The organism is Myxosarcina sp. GI1 (genome assembly GCF_000756305.1).
Taxonomy (GTDB): domain Bacteria; phylum Cyanobacteriota; class Cyanobacteriia; order Cyanobacteriales; family Xenococcaceae; genus Myxosarcina.
Genome location: NZ_JRFE01000016.1, coordinates 42702 through 63150 on the forward strand (window position 1 = coordinate 42702; position 20449 = coordinate 63150).

The 20449-nt window shown below is 39.8% G+C and carries 21 protein-coding genes; 13 read left to right on the top strand and 8 right to left on the bottom strand.

What is annotated here, in order from left to right; all coding sequences use genetic code 11:
- The first annotated feature begins 40 nt into the window (after positions 1-40).
- From KV40_RS11795 to KV40_RS11805, 3 genes are all read left to right on the top strand, one after another.
- Entirely contained in the window at positions 41-712 is a 672-nt protein-coding gene (locus KV40_RS11795) for a response regulator transcription factor (protein ID WP_036481416.1), read from the top strand.
- A 150-nt stretch (positions 713-862) separates the two neighbouring features.
- Positions 863-3871: a PAS domain S-box protein gene (locus tag KV40_RS32120; RefSeq protein WP_052055578.1), complete on the top strand. Its 3009-nt coding sequence runs from the start codon at positions 863-865 to the stop codon at positions 3869-3871.
- A gap of 22 nt (positions 3872-3893) precedes the next feature.
- Positions 3894-4565, top strand: a complete 672-nt coding sequence (locus KV40_RS11805; RefSeq protein WP_036481419.1) for a response regulator transcription factor — start codon at positions 3894-3896, stop codon at positions 4563-4565.
- Between the two features lie 313 nt (positions 4566-4878).
- On the opposite strand, the gene KV40_RS11810 is transcribed toward KV40_RS11805, so the two are convergent.
- Positions 4879-5988 carry an S-(hydroxymethyl)glutathione dehydrogenase/class III alcohol dehydrogenase gene (locus KV40_RS11810; RefSeq protein WP_036481422.1) on the bottom strand — a complete coding sequence of 370 codons (1110 nt, stop codon included), beginning with the start codon at positions 5986-5988 and terminating at the stop codon, positions 4879-4881.
- A gap of 355 nt (positions 5989-6343) precedes the next feature.
- Between KV40_RS11810 and KV40_RS11815 the strand changes: the two genes are divergently transcribed.
- From KV40_RS11815 to KV40_RS11825, 3 genes are all read left to right on the top strand, one after another.
- A complete protein-coding gene (locus KV40_RS11815; protein WP_036481425.1) occupies positions 6344-6553 on the top strand; it encodes a hypothetical protein in 210 nt (69 codons plus the stop codon).
- 24 nt (positions 6554-6577) lie between these two features.
- A complete protein-coding gene (gene accD, locus KV40_RS11820; protein ID WP_036481428.1) occupies positions 6578-7498 on the top strand; it encodes an acetyl-CoA carboxylase, carboxyltransferase subunit beta in 921 nt (306 codons plus the stop codon).
- A gap of 94 nt (positions 7499-7592) precedes the next feature.
- Positions 7593-7925, top strand: a complete 333-nt coding sequence (locus KV40_RS11825) for a 4a-hydroxytetrahydrobiopterin dehydratase (protein ID WP_036481896.1) — start codon at positions 7593-7595, stop codon at positions 7923-7925.
- 115 nt (positions 7926-8040) lie between these two features.
- Here KV40_RS11825 and KV40_RS11830 read toward each other — a convergent pair whose 3' ends face one another.
- Positions 8041-8790: a metallophosphoesterase family protein gene (locus KV40_RS11830; protein ID WP_036481430.1), complete on the bottom strand. Its 750-nt coding sequence runs from the start codon at positions 8788-8790 to the stop codon at positions 8041-8043.
- Positions 8791-9022: 232 nt separating this feature from the next.
- On the opposite strand from KV40_RS11830, the gene KV40_RS11835 reads away from it, so the two are divergent.
- From KV40_RS11835 to KV40_RS11845, 3 genes are read left to right on the top strand one after another with little or no spacing between them, the layout of a single operon-like run.
- Positions 9023-9631, top strand: coding sequence for a tRNA-(ms[2]io[6]A)-hydroxylase (locus tag KV40_RS11835; RefSeq protein WP_036481433.1), 609 nt, complete (start codon positions 9023-9025; stop codon positions 9629-9631).
- 10 nt (positions 9632-9641) lie between these two features.
- The gene (locus KV40_RS11840; RefSeq protein ID WP_036481436.1) at positions 9642-10139 is read left to right on the top strand and encodes a GNAT family N-acetyltransferase; all 498 of its coding nucleotides are present in this window, start codon (positions 9642-9644) and stop codon (positions 10137-10139) included.
- Positions 10140-10142: 3 nt separating this feature from the next.
- The gene (locus KV40_RS11845; RefSeq protein WP_036481439.1) at positions 10143-11198 is read left to right on the top strand and encodes a glucokinase; all 1056 of its coding nucleotides are present in this window, start codon (positions 10143-10145) and stop codon (positions 11196-11198) included.
- A 165-nt stretch (positions 11199-11363) separates the two neighbouring features.
- On the opposite strand, the gene KV40_RS11850 is transcribed toward KV40_RS11845, so the two are convergent.
- A complete protein-coding gene (locus KV40_RS11850) occupies positions 11364-11837 on the bottom strand; it encodes a GNAT family N-acetyltransferase (protein ID WP_036481442.1) in 474 nt (157 codons plus the stop codon).
- 66 nt (positions 11838-11903) lie between these two features.
- On the opposite strand from KV40_RS11850, the gene KV40_RS11855 reads away from it, so the two are divergent.
- Positions 11904-12836 (top strand): hypothetical protein, encoded by a 933-nt coding sequence (locus tag KV40_RS11855; RefSeq protein WP_036481444.1) that lies wholly within the window; start codon positions 11904-11906, stop codon positions 12834-12836.
- A gap of 74 nt (positions 12837-12910) precedes the next feature.
- Here KV40_RS11855 and KV40_RS11860 read toward each other — a convergent pair whose 3' ends face one another.
- From KV40_RS11860 to KV40_RS11870, 3 genes are all read right to left on the bottom strand, one after another.
- Positions 12911-13477, bottom strand: coding sequence for a hypothetical protein (locus tag KV40_RS11860; protein ID WP_036481446.1), 567 nt, complete (start codon positions 13475-13477; stop codon positions 12911-12913).
- A 327-nt stretch (positions 13478-13804) separates the two neighbouring features.
- Positions 13805-14884, bottom strand: coding sequence for an ATP-dependent 6-phosphofructokinase (locus KV40_RS11865; protein ID WP_036481897.1), 1080 nt, complete (start codon positions 14882-14884; stop codon positions 13805-13807).
- A gap of 148 nt (positions 14885-15032) precedes the next feature.
- On the bottom strand, positions 15033-15743 hold the full coding sequence (locus KV40_RS11870; RefSeq protein WP_036481448.1) for a DUF1028 domain-containing protein: 711 nt from the start codon (positions 15741-15743) through the stop codon (positions 15033-15035).
- A gap of 198 nt (positions 15744-15941) precedes the next feature.
- On the opposite strand from KV40_RS11870, the gene KV40_RS11875 reads away from it, so the two are divergent.
- The gene (locus KV40_RS11875) at positions 15942-16133 is read left to right on the top strand and encodes a type II toxin-antitoxin system VapB family antitoxin (RefSeq protein ID WP_036481450.1); all 192 of its coding nucleotides are present in this window, start codon (positions 15942-15944) and stop codon (positions 16131-16133) included.
- On the top strand, positions 16133-16525 hold the full coding sequence (locus KV40_RS11880) for a PIN domain nuclease (protein ID WP_172657277.1): 393 nt from the start codon (positions 16133-16135) through the stop codon (positions 16523-16525). The genes KV40_RS11875 and KV40_RS11880 overlap by 1 nt, the downstream gene beginning before the upstream one ends.
- 226 nt (positions 16526-16751) lie before the next feature.
- On the opposite strand, the gene KV40_RS11885 is transcribed toward KV40_RS11880, so the two are convergent.
- Positions 16752-17195, bottom strand: coding sequence for a hypothetical protein (locus KV40_RS11885; RefSeq protein ID WP_036481454.1), 444 nt, complete (start codon positions 17193-17195; stop codon positions 16752-16754).
- Positions 17196-17397: 202 nt separating this feature from the next.
- On the opposite strand from KV40_RS11885, the gene asnB reads away from it, so the two are divergent.
- A complete protein-coding gene (gene asnB, locus KV40_RS11890; RefSeq protein WP_036481456.1) occupies positions 17398-19407 on the top strand; it encodes an asparagine synthase (glutamine-hydrolyzing) in 2010 nt (669 codons plus the stop codon).
- Positions 19408-19416: 9 nt separating this feature from the next.
- On the opposite strand, the gene KV40_RS11895 is transcribed toward asnB, so the two are convergent.
- Positions 19417-20256, bottom strand: coding sequence for a Tab2/Atab2 family RNA-binding protein (locus KV40_RS11895; RefSeq protein ID WP_253274236.1), 840 nt, complete (start codon positions 20254-20256; stop codon positions 19417-19419).
- Positions 20257-20449 lie beyond the last annotated feature (193 nt).

The following is a 20449-nucleotide window of genomic DNA, read 5'->3' on the forward strand; positions in this document are numbered from 1 at the left end:
GTTTTCAAATACATACAAAAAAAATAAGGAGATTTAAATTATGACCAAACTTTTGGTAATTGAAGACGAACAATTTGTTAGAGAAGGTATTACAGAACTTTTAGAAGCGGAAGATTACGAAGTCTTTAGTACGGAAAACGGTATTTTAGGCGTTCTTTGGGCGCAGGAAAATTTACCAGACTTAGTAATTTGCGATGTCATGATGCCTGAAATTGACGGACATGAAGTTTTGTCCGAAATGCGTAACATACCAAGTTTGGCTTTGACACCATTTATTTTTCTTACTGCCAAGGCTGATAAAACTAGCATGAGACATGGTATGGAATTAGGTGCAGATGATTATCTGACCAAGCCAATTTCTAGAGACGATTTGATTAACGCTATAGAAACCAGATTGGCAAAACATAAAAAAATACAAGAACAATATGATAAACAGCTTAAGCGTGCCGATGAGTTAGAGCAAAGAGTCGGCGAAATTGAAAAACTATACATTCAAGAAAAGCTATCGCAAAAATATTACGAAGCAGTGCTCAAGCTAGCTATAGCAATTAACTTGATAGAGAAAATTCAACCAGGAGAATTGCGCGATCGCAACATAGACATTATTCGTAAAACTTGTGCAAATGAGATTGAGAAGATCGACGACCAACCCAGTTTGCGAAAAAGTATTATATCTAAAAATCCTGAAATAGCTTTGCAATTGCTAAATTGAAAACTGTCAAAACGCCAAATTGTTTGAAACGCCTCCCGCTAATAGTAGAAGTTAATCTTGATTATTGCATTAACACTTTTTTAGAGCGCAATCAAACTTTTGGTGAAATTTTGGGAACTCTAAATCTAACCCCAAATTGAAATCAAATTAATGTTGACATTCAGCGATAACTGGTTGCTAACTGATTCACTAACAGATTATGTTCTGGGAATTTCCTCTAGCGTGTCTTCTTTCATGCCACATGGTATGTGTTACCTGTGGAAACCCAGTTTAATTGGACTTTATGTAGTTAGCGATCTGTTAATTGCTATATCTTATTATTCAATTCCCTTTACTTTGATTTATATCGTTCGCAAACGAAAGGATATTCCTTTCAATGGAATTTTCTTTTTATTTGCCGCTTTTATCATTTTTTGTGGCACTGGTCATGCTTTAGATATTTGGACTCTTTGGCATCCTAACTATTGGATTTCTGGATGTGTTAGAGCCGCTACAGCTATTGTTTCGGTAATTACAGCGATCGCGCTAATTAGACTAATTCCGCAAATTTTAACCTTGCCTTCTAATGCACAGATGCGGGTCATTAACCAGAAGCTAGAGCAAACTATTGAGGAATTGAAACAGAAAGATTTAGTTATTTGGGTTAAAGAAAAATTCTTACAAACTATGCTGGATAATCTTTCTGATGGTATTGCTGCTTGCGACAGTCAAGGTAAGCTAACTATTTTCAATCGAGCCAGTAAAGTTTTTTTTGGAGAATTAGAAGAAATTCACTCTGATGAATGGTCGAACTACTACGGTTTATATGAGTCAGACGGTAAAACTCTACTCAAACAAGAAAAACTTCCTTTATTACGTGCCCTCAATGGTGAATCAGTTAGAAACTTCAAATTAGTTACCAAGCAACAATCGAAAAAAAAACGTACTCTACTGGCTAATGGCGATTCTATTGTCGATGCCGATGGTGAGAAAATTGGCGCAGTAGTCGCAATGCGAGACATCAGCGAGTTAGAAAAAGTAGCGGAAGCTTTGCGAGAAAATGAAGCTAAGTATCGCCTGATTGCCGATAACTCTGAGGATTTAATTGCTACTCTCAACGCCGATCGCATTTATCTTTATGTTTCCCCCTCCTGTTACGCACTTTTGGGTTACAAACCAAAAGAAATGTTGGGTAAATGCCTCGATGATTTTCTGCATCCCGAAGATCGAGAATTGTTCGCCCGCAGAGAAGAAGTTTGCATAGCCCAGAGCGATCGCTGCACTAATATCCATCGAATGAGACATAAACATGGACACTATATCTGGTTTGAAAGCATCAATCGTTATTTAAAAAAATCTAATTCAGAATCAATTATTTCTGTATCGCGAGACATTACCAAACGCAAACAGACTGAAGATGCTGTTGCTCAACTTAACGAGGAACTTGAAGCCAGAGTCAAACAGCGCACCGCCGAACTGGAAACTTCTAACCAGTCTTTAAAAGCAGAAATTATCGAACGCCAGCGAATTGAAGAAGAGATTCGGTTACTGCAAAATATTACTCAGTCTATTGCAGGGGCTGAGGATTTTGAAGAAGCTATTACACTCACCCTACGACAGGTATGTGAGACTGGCGGTTGGCATTATGCTGAAGCTTGGATTCCCTCGTCGAATGAAAAAGTTCTAGAACTCAGTTCTGCTTGGTATAGCAGTTCTGTAGAACTTTTGCCCTTTAGAGAAGGTAGCATTCACTTTTCTTTTCCTCCAGGTGTTGAAGTGTCTGGAAGAGTTTGGGCAAATCAAAAATTTGAGTGGATTCAAAATCTTCCTTCTCAGGACGAAGAATATTTTCCTAGAGTCAAATTAGCAGAGCAAGTAGGGTTTAAAACTGCTTTAGGAGTACCGATAACTGCCGACCATAAAGTAATTGCAGTTTTTGTATTCTTCGATTTGTATCATCGTTCGGAAAACAAAAGAATGGTAGAACTGGTCAAGTCAGTTGCCGCACAGTTGGGTTTGATTATGAAGCGTAAACAAGTTGAAGATGCCTTACGCTCTAGCATGGCAACCAATCGCGCTTTACTCGATGCCATTCCCGACTGGATGTTTCGCTTTGGCTACGACGGCACTTTAGTTAATTTTAAAGCTCCCAAAAATACTCACGCTCCTTTAATTTCCAGCAATTTTATTGGCAAGAAACTCGACGAAGTTTTGCCCCAAGACGTTGCCAAAGTAATGATTAATGGAATCACTGAAGCTTTGACCACCAAAAAAGTTCAAATTTGCGAATATCAGTTAAATCGAAAAACCAAAACCAAGGATTATGAAGCGCGGATTGCCGTTAGCGATCGCAATGAAGTGATGGCAATCGTACGAGATATTACCGAACGCAAGCAAATAGAATATAATATTCGCTCCGCTTTAGAAAAAGAAAAACATCTTAACGAACTCAAAACTCGTTTTGTTACCATGACCTCTCATGAGTTTCGCACACCACTAGCTTCAATTTTATCTTCCTCCGAATTGCTAGAACATTATGCTCACAAGTGGTCTGAAGAGCGAAAATTAAACCATTTGCATCGAATTCAAACCTCGGTCAAACACATGACTGGTTTGTTAAATGATGTCTTGCTGCTTGGTAAAGCTGATGCAGGTAAGTTAGCTCTCAGTCCTACTGAATTCGATCTGTATCGGTTTTGCCGAGAATATGTTGAAGAAATGCAGCTAATTACTAAAACTCATCAAATTATTTTTAATCGACATGGCTGTTTTGAAGAGAGCCACGATCGCAGTACAAATCCTGATGACATAACTGGAAATCGAGGTTATACCGTTTGTATGGATGAAAAACTGCTGCGTCATATTCTAAACAATTTACTTTCTAATGCTATTAAGTACTCGCCTAATAGCGACAAAGTTTATTTTGATGTGACATGCGAACCCAAACAAGTCGTATTTCAAGTTCGAGACTTAGGAATAGGTATACCTGTTGAAGACCAAAAACATCTATTCGATTCTTTTCATCGAGCTAGCAATGTTAACTCAATCCCTGGTACGGGTTTGGGATTACCCATTGTCAAAAGAGCGGTAGATTTGCATGGTGGAACGATTGCTATGAAAAGTAAGATGGGTGACGGTACTACCTTTACAGTTACTCTCCCTAATTTAACTATTAAATAAACAATGCACGGAGATTAAAATCGTGACTAAAATTTTAGTAATAGAAGACGAATTATTTGTTAGAGAAAACATTACAGAACTGTTAGAAGCAGAAGATTTTGAAGTTTTCAGTACCGAAAATGGCATTTTGGGAGTGCTATGGGCGCAGGAGAATCTACCAGACTTGGTTATTTGTGACATTATGATGCCTGAAATTAGCGGACATGACGTTTTGATTGAAATGCGGCAATCACCAAGTTTGGCTCTAACCCCATTTATTTTTCTTACCGCTATGGCAGATAAAGCCGATCAAAGAGAAGGTATGGAACTGGGAGCGGATGATTATCTAACTAAGCCATTTACCAGAGACGAGTTGCTTGGTGCTATTGAAGTTAGATTAGAAAAACAACAAAAGCTCTTAGAAAAATACGATAGCGAACATCAGCGTGCGGAAATGTTAGAGCAAAGAGTTCGCGAACTCGAACAACTGCAATTGCAAGAAAGCGTCTCACAAGAATATTACGAGGCAGTACTCAAGCTAATTACGGCAATCAATCTTATCGAAAAAATTCAGCCAGGAGAAAGACGCGATCGCAATTTAAATATCGTTCGTGAAACTTGCGCTCAAGAAATTGGTATGCTCAAAAAGGTACCCAAATTACAACACGAAGTTTTGTCCAAAAATTCTAGTTTGTCATTATTACTACAACACTAAGCAGTATAACCGTACGAACTTATGTTAGCGGTGCGACCCACAGGGCGGAGTACCGCCCAAAGACGGCAGCGAAAGCTGCCCGCAAGCTTTGGGGCGTTGGCGCGAATACAAGCAAAATTTAAGTGTCCTAACCTCGATACGTAATGCTAATACATTTTAGTTTGTATGTAGACATGGAATACAAAGCTTAAAAACATCTATTTTTAGCTAACCATAAATTCTCTCCTACTTTATATCAATACTTTTAGATACTTGTGTCAGGCAGTCAGATATTAAAGTATTTCCTATAAACAAGCGATCGCGACTTATTACTTCAGAACGTAATTACACTACGAATCGATTCTCCTTGGTGCATGAGATCGAAAGCCTTATTAATTTGCTCTAGGGGCATTGTGTGAGTAATCAGATCGTCAATATTAATTTTTCCTTCCATATACCAATCGACGATTTTAGGTACGTCAGTGCGACCTCTGGCACCACCAAAAGCACTACCTTTCCAGACTCTTCCTGTAACTAACTGAAACGGACGGGTACTAATTTCTTCTCCCCCACCCGCAACACCAATAACTACCGAAACACCCCAACCTTTGTGACAGCACTCTAAAGCCTGACGCATTATTTCAACCTTACCGATACACTCAAAAGTGTAGTCTGCACCGCCATCAGTTAATTCGACTAAATAGGGGACTAAATCGCCGTCTATTTCTTTAGGATTGACAAAATCAGTCATCCCGTATTTTTCTGCCAGGGGTCGTTTATCTGGGTTGATATCTACCCCAATAATTTTACTGGCCCCTACCATTTTGGCTCCCTGAATGACATTTAGCCCAATACCGCCCAAGCCAAACACCACGACATTTGCTCCTGGCTCGACTTTAGCGGTATTGACTACCGCGCCCAAACCAGTAGTAACTCCACAGCCGATCAAACAAGCTTTATCGAAAGGTGCATCGTCGCGAATTTTAGCAACGGCAATTTCTGGTAAAACCGTATAGTTAGCAAAGGTGGAAGTTCCCATGTAGTGGTAAAGCTGCTCGCCATCGAGAGAAAACCTACTAGTACCATCGGGCATTACGCCTTTACCCTGAGTAGCGCGAATTGCCTGGCAGAGATTGGTTTTCATGCTCAAACAATAGGCACACTGTCGGCATTCAGGAGTATATAGAGGAATGACGCGATCGCCTGGTTTGAGGCTGGTTACTCCCTCTCCTACCTCGGCAACAACTCCCGCGCCTTCATGCCCTAAAATAGCGGGAAATAAACCTTCAGGATCGGCACCAGATAGCGTATAAGCATCCGTATGACAAACACCTGTAGCTTTGACTTCAATTAAAACTTCTCCTGCTTGAGGGGGAGCGAGATCGACCGTTTCGATACTAAGAGGTTTACCCGCCTCAAAAGCTACTGCTGCTTTTACTTTCATTTTTTACACCCAGATTTTCAATTATCGCGATCGCCTCTGCGTCGCCTTATTTTTCAGAAAAAGTCTACTCTAGAAGGAAGTTTTAATAGATTGTTTACCTTGCTGCGAGCGACCATAATCAACTTAGCTCGAAACGGCACTATATAGTAACCTAGATAGTGCCAAACTTCCCTCATTAGTCTATATAAATCCAAACAAGATTTGTACTTAATTAAGCTGCCAACCTTTATATACTTAAGATCGATTTGAGTTTGGCTTTTTCAAACCCAATAGAAATTACAATATTACAATAGTTAGATTATCGCCCAAAAAGCGATTTCCTCTGTGGTATGGCTAAATAAAACATCATAAACTCGTGTTCTGGACTACATTAAAAACTACTAAAGCCCGTTGGGAAGCAGAGTTGATGCAGCAAATATTAGCCGCCCACGATATTCCCAGCCGCGTTCTCAATATTGGCGCGGGTATTTATTGCGGACAGGGAAGCCAGGCAGCACTTCAAGTTTTAGCAAAAGATCGTTGGACGGCTTTACTGTTGCTTAGTTCTCCAGAGGAAAATGAGTAACATCGTAAATATAAATTTAAAATTATGTCTTTAATCGACTGGTTTGCCAACCTTAGAAAAACTGAAACTCCAACTCAAAAACGGCAAGAAAGAGAAATAGCTGATGGGTTATGGATGAAATGCGACGAATGTAGTGCCGTTGCCTATGCCAAAGATTTACAGGTAAATCAACTAGTTTGTTTAGAATGCGGACATCACCATCGCGTCGATGCTAACGAACGAATTAAGCAGCTAATCGATCCCGAAACCTGGGATTTTTTAGGAGAAGAAATACTTCCTAACGATCCGCTGAAGTTTCGCGATCGCAAAGAATATCAGACACGACTCCAAGACTATCAATCTAAAACAGGTCTTAATGACGCGGTTCTAACGGGGACGGGTTCGATAGATGGTTTGCCCGTAGCTCTAGGAGTTATGGATTTTCGCTTTATGGGCGGTAGCATGGGTTCGGTAGTAGGCGAGAAACTGTGCCGTCTTATCGAACACGCTACCGCAGAACGTTTGCCTGTAGTTATTGTCTGTGCCTCTGGCGGTGCGAGAATGCAGGAAGGTATGTTGAGTTTAATGCAAATGGCAAAAATTTCGGGGGCTTTACAACGCCATCGCGAAGCACATTTGCTTTATATTCCAATTTTGACTCATCCTACTACGGGAGGAGTAACTGCCAGCTTTGCCATGTTAGGAGATATTATTATCGCCGAACCCAAAGCAACTATAGGATTTGCAGGACGCAGGGTTATCGAACAAACCCTCAAAGAAAAGCTACCCGAGGGTTTTCAAACTTCTGAATATCTTCTGCAACATGGCTTTGTCGATACAATCGTACCTCGTACTCAACTTAAGAAAACTCTGGCACAGCTGGTCGGATTACATCAATCTTTTTATCCTTTAATGTCTCCAGTAAACTATCAAAATGGCGTTGCACCAACCAAGACTGAAGTTTAAAATTACCAAATTAAAGCTAAAAGCCAATCGCTTGAGTTGTTTAAATTTCATCCCGATGCAGGAGTTTCAACGCTCGTTCATCATTAGTTTGTTAATGGCAATTTTGACTCTCAATTGTCTGGGGGAAAGAGCCATTGCCAAACCTGCTACTGTGTTGAGTAAAACTGAAATCTCTCAAAAACTCCAGCAGTTTCCTGGTTGGACTCAAAAAAACAACAAAATAGTCAAAACTTTTGAATTTAAAGACTTTGTGGCGGCAGTCGATTTCGTTAACAGACTGGTAGAACCAGCAGAGTTAGCAGGTCATCACCCAGACATTGCGATTAATTACAACAAAGTTACCGTGTCGCTTACGACACATGATGCTGGTGGCATTACTAACCAGGACTTTGCTCTAGCTGAAACGATTTCTCAATTAACTAAGTAACTAGTAGACTAATGCTTAAATAAGCCTATCAGCAATAAACAAGAGAACAACGTAGAGTTAATAACTTGCTACTTGCTACTTCCGCACAGCGATATTAGTGTATCGACATTTCTGGTTAGACTCTTTTAAGTATGCGTCTAAACCTACCGCCGCTATAGTCGATATAGGCGATTGCTTTATTGAGGGGCATAATCCTAACCCTACCGTCTTGGCTATTTGCCTGATAGACTTTTTTGTGAGTCATGTCTAAAGCGGTCATCCAACCACTATGATGATGATAAGCTCCAGTTTCAATATCCAACCAGCCAGGACCTGCTGCTATTTGACCTGGTTCGACTCCTGGAAGTGTGAAAGTGATAGTGTGACCCGTAATAATTTGTTTGTCTTCAAAAAACGGCTGTTTGTTACCGTGAAATTCATTTCTAATCCAGCAAAACTGTGCGGAAGACTGTTCTCCTAAAGGTATCTGAGGATGCACGCCCGCATGAACTAACCAATACTCTCCTAAATCCAGGTAAAGCGGCAAATTTTTCATCCAGTCAATGTGTTCCTGGGGAATTTTGCTGTTGTAACTGCTAACCGTAGCATGACCGCCGCTATAAAGCCAACTTTGATAGAGATCCATCGAAACTTCTCCACTACCGACGACATTAAGCAACATTTCTTCGTGATTACCTCGCAGACATTTATAATTATTAGCAATTGCTAATTCTACTACCTGTGCGCTTTTAGGTCCTCGATCGATTAAATCGCCCAGAAAGTAAATTTCATCGTCGCTGTTGGGAGAAATTAAGTCTAACAAAGTAATCAAGGTGTCGTAGTGTCCGTGTACGTCACCAATTACGATTTGGCGGTGATTGGTCATATTAAACTGTGTGTGTACGACTTCAGAGGGGTTATTGCTATTAACTAAAGAAGTTTCTCAGCCAGTTATAGCAAATTGTTAATTTATCTATCTAAAGTGTTCCCATTTAACGGAAAAAGTTTTACGTCGGCTCTGAATTGTTTTTATCTTGACATTGTAACTATAAAAAAACAAATACATAGAGATAGAGATATTAATGAGCTTTACAGAAATTGTTGTTTAAAATTCATTTATGATAGATACAACATTGGCATCAAATACCAAATTTAAAATTCTCAAACAACCTAGTAGTGAGGCTTGGCTCCAACAAACTCTCGCCAATCTAGATGTTGTTTTACTCGATCATTCCCACTGCGAACGCAAAGCGGCAGGAGCGGCAATTAATTTGATGTTTCGCTATCCCGCCCATCATCACTTAGTCAGACAGTTAACAGCGATCGCCAAAGAAGAATTAGAGCATTTTGAGTTAGTCAATCAATGGCTGGAAACCAGAAAAATTTCCCTGGCTCCTTTAAACTCTCCTCCCTACGGAGCAAAATTAAAATCTCAAATTCGCCATGCCGAACCAGAACGGTTGCTAGATTCTCTAATGGTTTCGGCTCTAATTGAAGCGCGATCGCATGAAAGATTGAATTTAATAGCCGAACACTGTCCAGAGCGCGATTTAGCTAAATTTTATCGCAGTTTAGTAGCATCAGAAGCCCGTCACTACGGTATTTATTGGTTATTAGCCGACCGCTACAGCGAACGAGAGATATTGAATCAACGTTTAGAAGAATTGGCAACTTTTGAAAGCGAAATATTAGCTACTTTACATCCAGAACCGAGAATACATAGTTAAAGCTAAGTAGATGGATAAAATTTATGGCGAGTTTCGAGTTAGAGATTGGCAACAGCGCGATCGCGACTCAGCAGCGCGAGTAATTCGACAAGTATTGAGTGAATATGGTTTACCCTGGCAACCAGAAGATGCCGATCGCGATGCAGTAGAAGTAGAAGCGTCATATCTGGCGACTGGAGGAGAATTTTGGGTTGTCGAACGGGCAAACAAAATTGTTGGAACGGCAGGATATTATCCCACTACTAGAGGCGAAAAAGCGGTAGAAATTCGTAAAATGTATTTATTGCCCGAAGTAAGAGGCAGAGGATTGGGTAAATATTTATTGCGAGAATTGGAAACAGCCATAATGCGGCGCAATTACGCACAAATTTGGCTCGAAACGGCTACGGTATTAGTTGAAGCCGTAAAACTCTATCAAAGCTTTGGTTATCAACCCGCTACGGGAATAGAAACCGAACGGTGCGATTTGGTGTATGTTAAGAAATTGAGTATAAACAACAAACCATAACAAATTATGCTCTTAATAGCTGGCGATATTGGCGGAACCAAAACAATTTTACGTCTGGTAGAAGTTACCGAAGTTACTCAGACAGAAAAGTCATTTAAAACTGTTAAAGAAGCACAGTATGTCAGTGCTAGTTTTGTCGATTTAGTGCCGATGGTAAAACAGTTTTTAGCTACGGGCAATTATTCAACGCCGCAAGCTGCCTGTTTTGCGATCGCAGGTCCCGTAATTAATAATACTTCTAATCTAACTAACATTAGTTGGGTTTTAGATTCACAGCGTTTATCAACTGAATTAGGCATTAAAGAAGTTAGTTTAATTAACGATTTTGCAGCTAATAGCTTTGGTATTTTGGGTTTAAAAGATGCCGATCTGCACACACTTCAAACTGGAGTCAAGCAAGGTAACTCTCCTATAGGCGTAATTGGTGCGGGAACTGGTTTGGGAGAAGCATTTTTAGTGCCTCAAGGACAGAGATATTTAGTTTTTCCTACCGAAGGTGGTCATACAGACTTTGCACCTAACAACAAGCTAGAAATTCAGCTTTTAGAATATTTACAAGATAAACTGGCAACGAATCACGTTTCTGTAGAAAGAGTAGTTTCTGGTCAGGGAATTGTCGCTATCTATCAATTTTTGCGTGACTCTAATTTTGTTCAAGAATCAGCAACAGTTGGCGATAAAGTTAGAACTTGGGAAAAAGAAACCGAAAAAACTATCGATCCTGCTGCCATTATTTCTCAGGCAGCTTTCAAACAGAGCGATCGCCTGTGCGTCAAAACTATGGAGATGTTTGTTGAAGCTTATGGTGCTGAAACTGGCAATTTAGCTCTTAAATTGTTGCCCTATGGTGGCATTTACATTACTGGTGGAATTGCCGCTAAAAACTTACTGTTAATGCAAGATGGACGGTTTATCAATGCCTATAAGCAAAAAGGCAGAGTTAGTAATCTTCTAGATAATATTCCCGTACATATTGTTCTTAATCCTCAAGTAGGATTAGTAGGTTCGGTGCTTTACGCCTTACAGTCTGGTAAACGAGAATCGAATTTGAATAGTTAAAATTAAATGGTTTGTTTCAATTGCATTTGCTATCTTTGTTTCTGGTTAAACTTGGGTATCTGTATATGCTATTAGACAAGCTTATAAGCCAGATAATTCTGAAAAGAGCGAGGTCGATCGCGTCAGTAATTAAAGCAAAAAGTTATGTTTAAAGCGATCGAACTTTTAAAGATCGAAGTGCATTTGATTGCCGATCGCAAAACCAAGGCTTTCGTATAATGATTTACCTTGAGGGGAAGCATGTAAAACTGCTCTAGTGCAACCAATAGATTTAAGATACTCTATTGTCTTGCTAGTCAATTCTTTGCCAATGCCTTGATGTCGATAAGATTTTTCCACATAAACACCCCATATATAACCATAGTTTCGAAATTCTGCCTTAAAAATTCCAGGATATAGACCATCAAATAACTGACAGCTAACAGAACCAACTATATTTCCTTCTACTTCGGCAACAAAAGCTTGATATTGTAAATTTTGGCGAGCATTGTCAATATAGTTAAGCGTCGTTTCTTTCCAGTTAGCAGCGATCGCATCTTCCTGAAAACCGAGATCGAGCCACATTTGATAAAAGTGTTCGGCAATAATTAAATCGTTTTGTGAAGTGGCAGTTTTAATATCAAAATAGCTTTGATTCACGGTTGTTAATTAAACAATTGAATTGGGAACAGTAAAAGCGATCTTATTTTACTGAAACTTTCGGCAATGAAAATTGTACTAGATATTGACAAGCTTCTTTTAGAAGGAAGAATCACTAGAGAAGAGTACGAGCGGCTTAAAAAATTTGCTTCTGAAGAAACAGGTTCGCTGGCACTAAATATTTTAATTGGATTTGGAGTTATTGCAGTTGTTTTAGGTGCCTTAGCATTACTACCATCGTCTGTTACTGCAATTGCCATAGGTATTGCTTTATTGTTAGCTGGAATATTTTTGCGAATTAATCGTTTTCGCGATTGGAAAGTGCTTAGAGCAATCCTGTTACTAGTTGGAGCGATTTTGGCAAGCGGAGGAATTCTAGCTTTAACAGAAGGAAGTATTTTGGGCTATCTTCTCACCACAATTCTCTGTCTTATTGGCAGTGTCTATGCACAAAGTAACTTACTTGTTATTATTGCCACACTTTCTTTATCCGCAACTGTTGGTGCTATGACAGGCTATATGCACGCAGTGTATTTTCTGTCAGTTCGACAGCCAACTTTAACAATCTTGCTATTTAGTTTATTAAGTTGGGGTTCTTATCAATTATCTTTCCGAATACCAAGGAAATATCAGCCTCTAACTATTACATTTTCAAGAACATCTATATTTCTGGTTAATTTGGGCTTTTGGGTTGGTTCGCTATGGGGAGATTCTCTTTGGCGACTGAGAACTAACTGGAGTTTCCGTAGCGGAGAAATGATTCCCGACTGGATTTTTGTAGTTAGTTGGGCTTTGGGAATACTAATCGTCGGAATATGGGCAGCCAAACAAGGTAAAAGATGGGTAGTAAATTTGCTAATGGTTTTTGGCGCAATTCATTTTTATACTCAATATTTTGAAAGGCTTGGAGCTTCACCTATGTCACTTCTATTTGCAGGTTTTATAGCTTTGGGAATTGTAATAGCTGTTGATAAATTTAATAGAGAACTATTGTCTTAATACAGCCATTTAAGCTATTTGCTCTCGAACACTTTGTATAAACTTTTAGACCAGCGAAGAAATATGACGCTGATTTAATTATTATCGACTGGTTTGACGGCAGCTTGCAAAATTTCCACATCTTTGAGCCAAAATACACCAACTGATTCAAATTCAACGCTAACAGTTATTGAACCTGAATATCGCTCTTTTTTGTAGTGAAAAGGTAGTGTACTAATATGCCAAGCAGTTGTCCCTTTTATTCCCGAACAATATTCATAACCCCAACCACCAGTATTTTTAACACTTAAAACTAATTTAGCTGGTTTAAGTAAATTCGCTGTTTTTACTTTAGCTTGACACATCAGCAAACATTCTGAAATTTCGGGTTCGGGAATCTCAAATAGCAATACCTTTTTTTCTCCGTATGAAACAATTTTCCAGCTATCTTGCTCTATCGTAATATTATCTTGAGTAATGGTTCTGTCTGTGGCAGGTCTAAATATACGAATCAATCTATAGGGTTCGGCTGGTTCTGGTACTTTAGACCATTCTCCCATTCTATTATCAAACGACTCAGCTAAAGTCTTAAATCCTGCTTCAATTCCCGATGCTATTCCTGCTTCGACACTAGCTTTAAGTTCATCAAACCAACTAAACATAATTTGTCTAAACTGTATTAATAAATAATGACAATATATTTCTCGATTATATAAATTACTAGCTAAATTGTCACCAATTCAACTTAGAAGTTAACTAGTAAAGCATAGATATATCAGCATATAAATACAATTATCGAGCTAAAGGATTTATGAAATAAAGTGGTTTGTTTTAGCAATATTTGCTGTTTTTATTTCTGGTTTAACTTTGGTTTCTGTGTATGCTATTAAACAAGCTTCAAAACCAGATAATCTTAAAAAGAACCAGGGCGATCGCATTGATAATTAAATCGAGATCGCCACAAGTAAACTCTCATTTTAATCTAAAATCTAGTCTCCAAAACAAATACCCAAACCTCTAGCAGTTTTGACTAAAGTATCTTTAGGATCGACGGCGCGATAGTTTTTAATTGCTTCGGCGATGGGAACGCTAATTACCTGACGATTTTGCCAAGTAACCATGCGATCGTATTGTTCTTTGGCGACTAATTCTACAGCCACTACGCCAAAAGCAGAAGCTAAAATGCGATCTAAAGGTGAAGAAATACCGCCACGTTGGGTATGTCCGAGTACCGTAACCCTAGTTTCTGCACCACTCAAATTAGTAATTTGTTCGGCAAGATATTGACCGATACCACCCAAACGACAGTCTACAAAATGACCTTGTTCTAATAGTTCTCCTGACTCAGTGCAAACAGCTTCGGAGACAACGGCAATAGAATAATCTTGTCCCATTGCCTGTCTTTTCTTGATATGGTGGCAAATGTTTTCTAACTTATAACGTAGTTCGGGAATCATAATAATATCTGCACCACCTGCAATGCCAGCATTTAGAGCAATATGTCCTGCATCTCTACCCATCACTTCTAAAATCATTACCCGACTATGACTGGCAGCAGTAAAGTGGAGACGGTCGATCGCTTCAGTGGCAATATTAACCGCAGTATCAAAACCAATCGAACGTTCGGTAATGCCCACATCATTGTCAATGGTTTTGGGAATACCTACTAAGTTTATTCCCCCCTGCTGTGCCAGCTTGCGTAAGATAGCCAGACTACCATCACCACCGATGCCTATCAAGGCATCTAAATCTAACTGGCGGTAGCCTTCGATAATTTCTTCCGAACGATCGGCTAAGGAACCATTGGACATGGGAAAAGCAAAGGGATCGCCTTTATTGGTAGTACCTAAAACCGTCCCACCCATAGTTAACAGGCGATCGACATTATTAACGTATAGGGGCATAGCTTGGGGAGGACGACTCATTAACCCGTGAGTTGCCTTACAAATACCTAATACTTCCCAACCATAAACATCAACCGCGCAGCGCGTTACCGCCCTAATTACCGCATTTAAACCAGCACAGTCACCACCACTGGTAAGAATACCAATCCGTTTTCGCTCCGACATTTCCATTCCGATTTACTGTTCGATCTTATTTTTCTGGTTGCTGGTGACAAAAGATCGAACGCTCAACAAATTGCTACAAAGCGACCGCGTCTATTAAAAGAAATTTATTTATTGTTACATTGATGCTCAGGTACTAAATTGCTGCTTGCTAAACGCTTTTTGCCGATTTTAATTCTGACTCGACAGTAGACAAACTGAGATTGCGTTGAAAACGTTTAGTCGGCATCGACTGGCGAAAAGACTGATAATAATCCTTACGAGATTCTTCAAACAAATAGCGTAGTTGAGCGATCGGATTATCGTGATGATCGATGCGTAAATCTAGATGGGGATAATCATCTTGATGAACCACATAAATGGCAGCAGACTGACGACCCCGCTTATCGCCTCCCGCAGCCTCTCCTGCTTCTAAAGCCTGTAGTAGTCTTTCGCAAAACTCCATGCCTGCCTTAGCTTGATAGGCATCTGCCATCGCGGTTAAAGTTCGTTCTCCTACCAGCATATTTCCCGCCACTGAAAAATTAGGAAAGGTAAAATGTCCTGCCCAATCAACGCAGTTTTTTCCCGTCCACGCGGCAGTATGACCGTAGCGGTCTACGAGATGAAGCTGGCGCTGCTGACGGTCTTTGTCATCATTTAACAGGGTATCTATTATCTCTTGAGGCGTAGTTGTCTCTGCTTGCTGTAACAACTGAAGACCCAAAATTCCCAATAGTGGATTGGTTTGTGCTTGAGTGGCGATCGCGCCAATATTAGCTTTAGCATGGGGTACTAATGCCCCTACTGCTAAATGTTTGGTTGCTACTGCAACACCAGTCATGCGTGTAGTTTCGTCCCAAGCCACAATCGAGAAGGTCATATATCTTATCTAAACTTGACTTATGTATACAGTATTTATAGCTCTGGTATAACATAAGGAAATTTGGTTTATTGCGATCGATTTAACATTTTTGTAAATGCTTTGATAAAAGCGATCGCTCCCTTAGCAACTTTTATACATAGCGATATATACGATCTATGCGTAAAATAATAGATATATATACACATCAAATAATTTATGCGTACGAATATAGTTATTGACGATAAATTAATGAAAGAAGCTTTAGCGTTGACTGGATTAAAAACCAAAAAAGAAGCTGTAGAACTCGGACTTAAAACTTTGATTCAAATAAGAAAACAAGAAAAGCTTAAACAATACAAAGGAAAGCTTAAATGGGAAGGAGATCTCGAACACATGAGAATTGATTGATGGTACTTGTAGATACTAGTGTTTGGATTGATTATTTTAACGGAAAAAATACCGCACAGACAGAAAAGTTAGATATTTTACTGTCTTCAACTATAGTGATTGTTGGCGACTTAATACTTACTGAAATTTTACAAGGTTTTAGAGCAGATAAAGATTATCGGTTTGCTAAACAGTTATTAACAGAACTCGAACTTATTTCTTTGTGCAATGTTTCTTATGGGATTAAATCTGCTAATAATTATCGAAAACTTCGCAAGCAAGGCATTACTATTAGAAAAACCATCGATTGTTTAATTGCAACGTACTGTATAGAAAATAAATTACCCTTACTTTACTCGGACAAAGATTTTGAGCCGTTTACCAAATATCTCAATCTTAAATCTGCTTTGTAAGTGTAGATTACTAACAACAGTCAAACAAAGCAAAGAAAAATTGCTTCTTCATCAATCATCTTCACCAATCCACCATTGCCGATATTCATTTGGAGCGAAGTTTCGATGTACAATTTCAGAAACCACTCCGTTTAGCAGTCTCAATACAATTGGCTCACGATCGAGCAAATAAATAATACTATACCATCTGGAAGATGAGAAACCGTTTATAAAGCAAATCTTAAGTTCAAGTATTACTCACTTTTTCCAGTCTTCTTTTTTCCCAGGGAAACGTCAGTTGAAAGGGATTAGACGTGGCTATAGTTTTCCAGTCTTTACCGCAGGGAGATTGAAATTCAGCCTTAAAACATTTGCTGCCTCGGTAATGTTCGATTATTTGATACTTTCCAGATAAAAAGCCTGAAACTGCATCGAGATACTCATTAACATAAGTAGGATTTGTGCAAGGAAACCACCTCAACCATAGGTGTGAGACAGAAAAATGCAGTTCATCTCTGTTCTGAAAGTTCAAATTTACTTCATGTTTAAGTCCTTGCTGAACGGGTATGATTACCGATAGTTCTACAGGGGCATCTCGGTTATCAATTATCTGTAGATGAGGAAAACGAGTTTTAATTTCAGCAAAAGTCTGAATAGCAATTTCTAATGCTTTGTCTTCTTTATCTGTCATACACTGCTTTTCTACTATGGTTTGTTCATACGCTCGTTTAATCTTATTCTGTCTCACAGAACTAAACATTATTCTCGTTCTGTTTAATTTATGCTTTAAATTATTAATTATTTAAATTAACGATCGCCTGACATTCTATAGAAACCCGATCGAGCAATCTACTATACTGCTTTTAGTGTTTTAAATAAGAGTTTATCGATCCATGTGTGGAATTGCTGGCGTAATGAATCACGACCCTTCTCGTCCTGTCGATCCAGAGACGCTAATCGCAATGGCAGCAATTCAATCTCATCGAGGTCCCGATAAGGCTGGCTGGAAGACAATTGAAGATCGCGGAGTGGGTTTTGGGCAGGCGCGTCTGGCAATTATCGATCTAGATCCAGATCGAGCGCAGCAGCCGTTTATTTCTCGCGATGGGGAGTACGCAGTTATTCACAATGGTGAGTTTTACGATTATAAATATCTGCGAGCGGATTTAACTTCAAGAGGTTATCAGTTTTTTAGTAAGTGTGATTCAGAATTAGTATTGCATTTAACTGACAGATTGGGACTGGAAGCGGCTTTACCCCATCTGCGTGGAGAATTTGCCTTTGCACTCTACCAACGCTCGGCAGATCGTCTGACATTGGTGCGCGATCGCTTTGGGGTTAAACCTTTATACTGGACACTAACCCCAGAAGGTTTGGTTTTTGGCTCGGAAATTAAAGTATTATTCGCACATCCAGCCGTAAAACGCCGCTTTTCCTCTCAAGGACTCTATCACCAACTGATGCAGTTAATGGTGCCTGGTACGACTGCTTTTGAAGGTATCTATGCAGTAGAACCAGGGCAAATGGTAACTTTTGAGCGGCGAGATGGACGCTTACAGGTTCGCAAGCAGAAGTATTGGGATTTAAACTTTCCTCACCTTGGCGAACGTGGTAAATCTCTACCCGATGAAGCGTATATCGAGCAATTACGCCATCATTTTGTCGAAGCAATTCAGTTACGCTTAGAAGCCGATGTACCCGTTGCCTGTTATCTTTCTGGCGGCATCGATTCTTGCTCGATTATGGGTGTTGCCGCCGCCTGTCAGCAGTCGCCAGTAAAAGCTTTTACCATCGGGTTTGACGATCGCGATTACGACGAAACGGCGATCGCCAAAGAAATGGCTGAGGCGGTAAATGCCGATCAAGATATTCTGACGATCGACGGCGAACAGCTTTACGAAAACTTTAGCAGGACGATTTGGCATACCGAACGCAGTATCTACAATACTTTTACTGTTGCTAAGCTGTTAATGAGTGAATACGTACACAATGCTGGCTACAAGGTGGTAGTTACGGGAGAAGGTTCCGACGAACTGTTTGCTGGCTATCCCCAACTGCGACTAGATTATATTCTTCACGGTATGGACAATGCCCCACCCGAAGAAAAAGCCGATTTACAGGCATGGCTGCAAGAAAGCAATAGTTTATTTAAAGGAAACTTGTTAGCAGAAAAAACCATCAACGATCGCGCTCTCACCGATATAGTAGGCTTTACCCCCAGTTGCTTACAGTCGTGGTTATCTGCTGCATCTCTGGTTCCCAATTTACTACATCCCGAACATCGCACGGCAACAAAAGATTACTCCCCTGGTGCAGCGATCGCGCAGACTTTAGATAGAAAGCAGCTTGAAAATCGTCATCCTTTAGATAAAGCTCAGTATATCTGGATCAAAACTCAGTTTGAGTCTCAGGTTTTAGGATGGGCGGGCGATCGCGTGGATATGGCTAACTCTTTAGAAGCTCGTCCCGCTTTTCTAGACCATCCCTTAGTAGAATTTGCCGTTACTTTACCCATCGAAATGCGCTTGCGGGGTCGTCAGGATAAATATATTTTACGAGAAATGATGCGTCCTTTACTACCCAAAGCACTTTACGAACGACAAAAATTTGCGTTTATGGCTCCTCCTTCTCATACCGATTTAGAAAAGCAAAAGGCAATGCGAGGTTTAGCCGACAATTATTTATCTTCGCAGGCGATCGCCGATAGCGGTTTGCTAGATAACGCAGGAGTTAAGAAAGTTCTTCAGCGTCATGGCGACGAAGATACCCCAGTTTCCGAACGAGTGCAGCTAGATGCGGTTATCAATCATCTACTTAGCGTTCAGATGATGCACGAACATTTTGTAGCTAGCGACGTACCGAAATCAGCCCGCGATCGCGCCGTAGAACTAGGTTGGTTGTAACTAAAATTACTACGATTCATTTTTAAGCAGCCAAAAACCCGTATAGGTCATGCCAGAATCATCGGGTTGAATTAACAAAAAATGCAGTCCTTTACTAATCTGTTTTTTCTGCTGGTAATCTTCTGCTACTCGGATAGTATTTTCCCCTGCAAAAGTATTAAAGATCCAGCGATCTACCAGTCCTGTTTCTAGAACCAAACCTCCAGACTTACCTACTTCTGTCGTCACATAGTCTAAAGATACGGGCTGTTGTTGCTGTAGCCAACGGGCTAAAACCATCGAGTTCTTACCACCATAAACTACAATTCCTGGAATCATGATGTTAGAAGCAACTCGCATATTTATAGGTAAAAAAGTTTCTGGTAAGTCGAGAATAGGAATCGGGCGATCGCCAAACAAACTTACTATTTCTCCTGCGGCAATATTGGCAAAATTTAGTTCATCACCCCGAATACTTTCTGGTAGGGGTTGTGGTGGAGGCTTTTCTAATGCTAAAGGATTGTAGTTGGGTATAGATTTAGCTCTCTGAGTAAGGGCAATCTTTAAAGTTTCAGTATGTCTGGTAGCTTCTACAGTAATGCCCAACTTTTCGGCAGCTAAAGTTATTAAACCCAAGGCTTGAGGGCGAAACACCTGGATTTTTTTTGGTAGCTCGTTTTGAGCTACAGTAGTAAACTGAGTCTCTAACCACTGCGAATTAGCCCACTCTGAATCACATCTTGCACTATAAACCGTGTCGCGATCGCAAATTACTAATTCCCACTGTCTTGATAAATTGTTTTTAGTAGCAGGAAGATGATTAAAATCGACTTGCCAAATTTTCATAGCAATATTTTTAGACTTAGACACTGTTTGAATTTTATCGCCAAGGACAAAACTAAAGCTATTTTGGCTTCAAGCTACAAAACAAATGTAAAAACTTGCTATTGTAAAATTTTTTTATATCCCTCGAAGTCGATTTTTAAACGAGTTCACCGAAAAACGCCAGCATAGTGAGTTAAATAGTAGCGAAAACCAAAATATTTTGGTTAGGCTTAAATTA

Excerpts from the sequence above, each read along its gene's own strand:
- KV40_RS11795 (WP_036481416.1), top strand. The coding sequence starts at position 41 with ATGACCAAACTTTTGGTAATTGAAGACGAACAATTTGTTAGAGAAGGT.
- KV40_RS32120 (WP_052055578.1), top strand. The coding sequence starts at position 863 with ATGTTGACATTCAGCGATAACTGGTTGCTAACTGATTCACTAACAGAT.
- KV40_RS11810 (WP_036481422.1), bottom strand. The coding sequence starts at position 5,988 with ATGAAAGTAAAAGCAGCAGTAGCTTTTGAGGCGGGTAAACCTCTTAGT.
- accD (WP_036481428.1), top strand. The coding sequence starts at position 6,578 with ATGTCTTTAATCGACTGGTTTGCCAACCTTAGAAAAACTGAAACTCCA.
- KV40_RS11825 (WP_036481896.1), top strand. The coding sequence starts at position 7,593 with ATGGCAATTTTGACTCTCAATTGTCTGGGGGAAAGAGCCATTGCCAAA.
- KV40_RS11830 (WP_036481430.1), bottom strand. The coding sequence starts at position 8,790 with ATGACCAATCACCGCCAAATCGTAATTGGTGACGTACACGGACACTAC.
- KV40_RS11835 (WP_036481433.1), top strand. The coding sequence starts at position 9,023 with ATGATAGATACAACATTGGCATCAAATACCAAATTTAAAATTCTCAAA.
- KV40_RS11840 (WP_036481436.1), top strand. The coding sequence starts at position 9,642 with ATGGATAAAATTTATGGCGAGTTTCGAGTTAGAGATTGGCAACAGCGC.
- KV40_RS11855 (WP_036481444.1), top strand. The coding sequence starts at position 11,904 with ATGAAAATTGTACTAGATATTGACAAGCTTCTTTTAGAAGGAAGAATC.
- KV40_RS11860 (WP_036481446.1), bottom strand. The coding sequence starts at position 13,477 with ATGTTTAGTTGGTTTGATGAACTTAAAGCTAGTGTCGAAGCAGGAATA.
- KV40_RS11865 (WP_036481897.1), bottom strand. The coding sequence starts at position 14,884 with ATGTCGGAGCGAAAACGGATTGGTATTCTTACCAGTGGTGGTGACTGT.
- KV40_RS11870 (WP_036481448.1), bottom strand. The coding sequence starts at position 15,743 with ATGACCTTCTCGATTGTGGCTTGGGACGAAACTACACGCATGACTGGT.
- KV40_RS11875 (WP_036481450.1), top strand. The coding sequence starts at position 15,942 with ATGCGTACGAATATAGTTATTGACGATAAATTAATGAAAGAAGCTTTA.
- KV40_RS11880 (WP_172657277.1), top strand. The coding sequence starts at position 16,133 with ATGGTACTTGTAGATACTAGTGTTTGGATTGATTATTTTAACGGAAAA.
- KV40_RS11885 (WP_036481454.1), bottom strand. The coding sequence starts at position 17,195 with ATGACAGATAAAGAAGACAAAGCATTAGAAATTGCTATTCAGACTTTT.
- asnB (WP_036481456.1), top strand. The coding sequence starts at position 17,398 with ATGTGTGGAATTGCTGGCGTAATGAATCACGACCCTTCTCGTCCTGTC.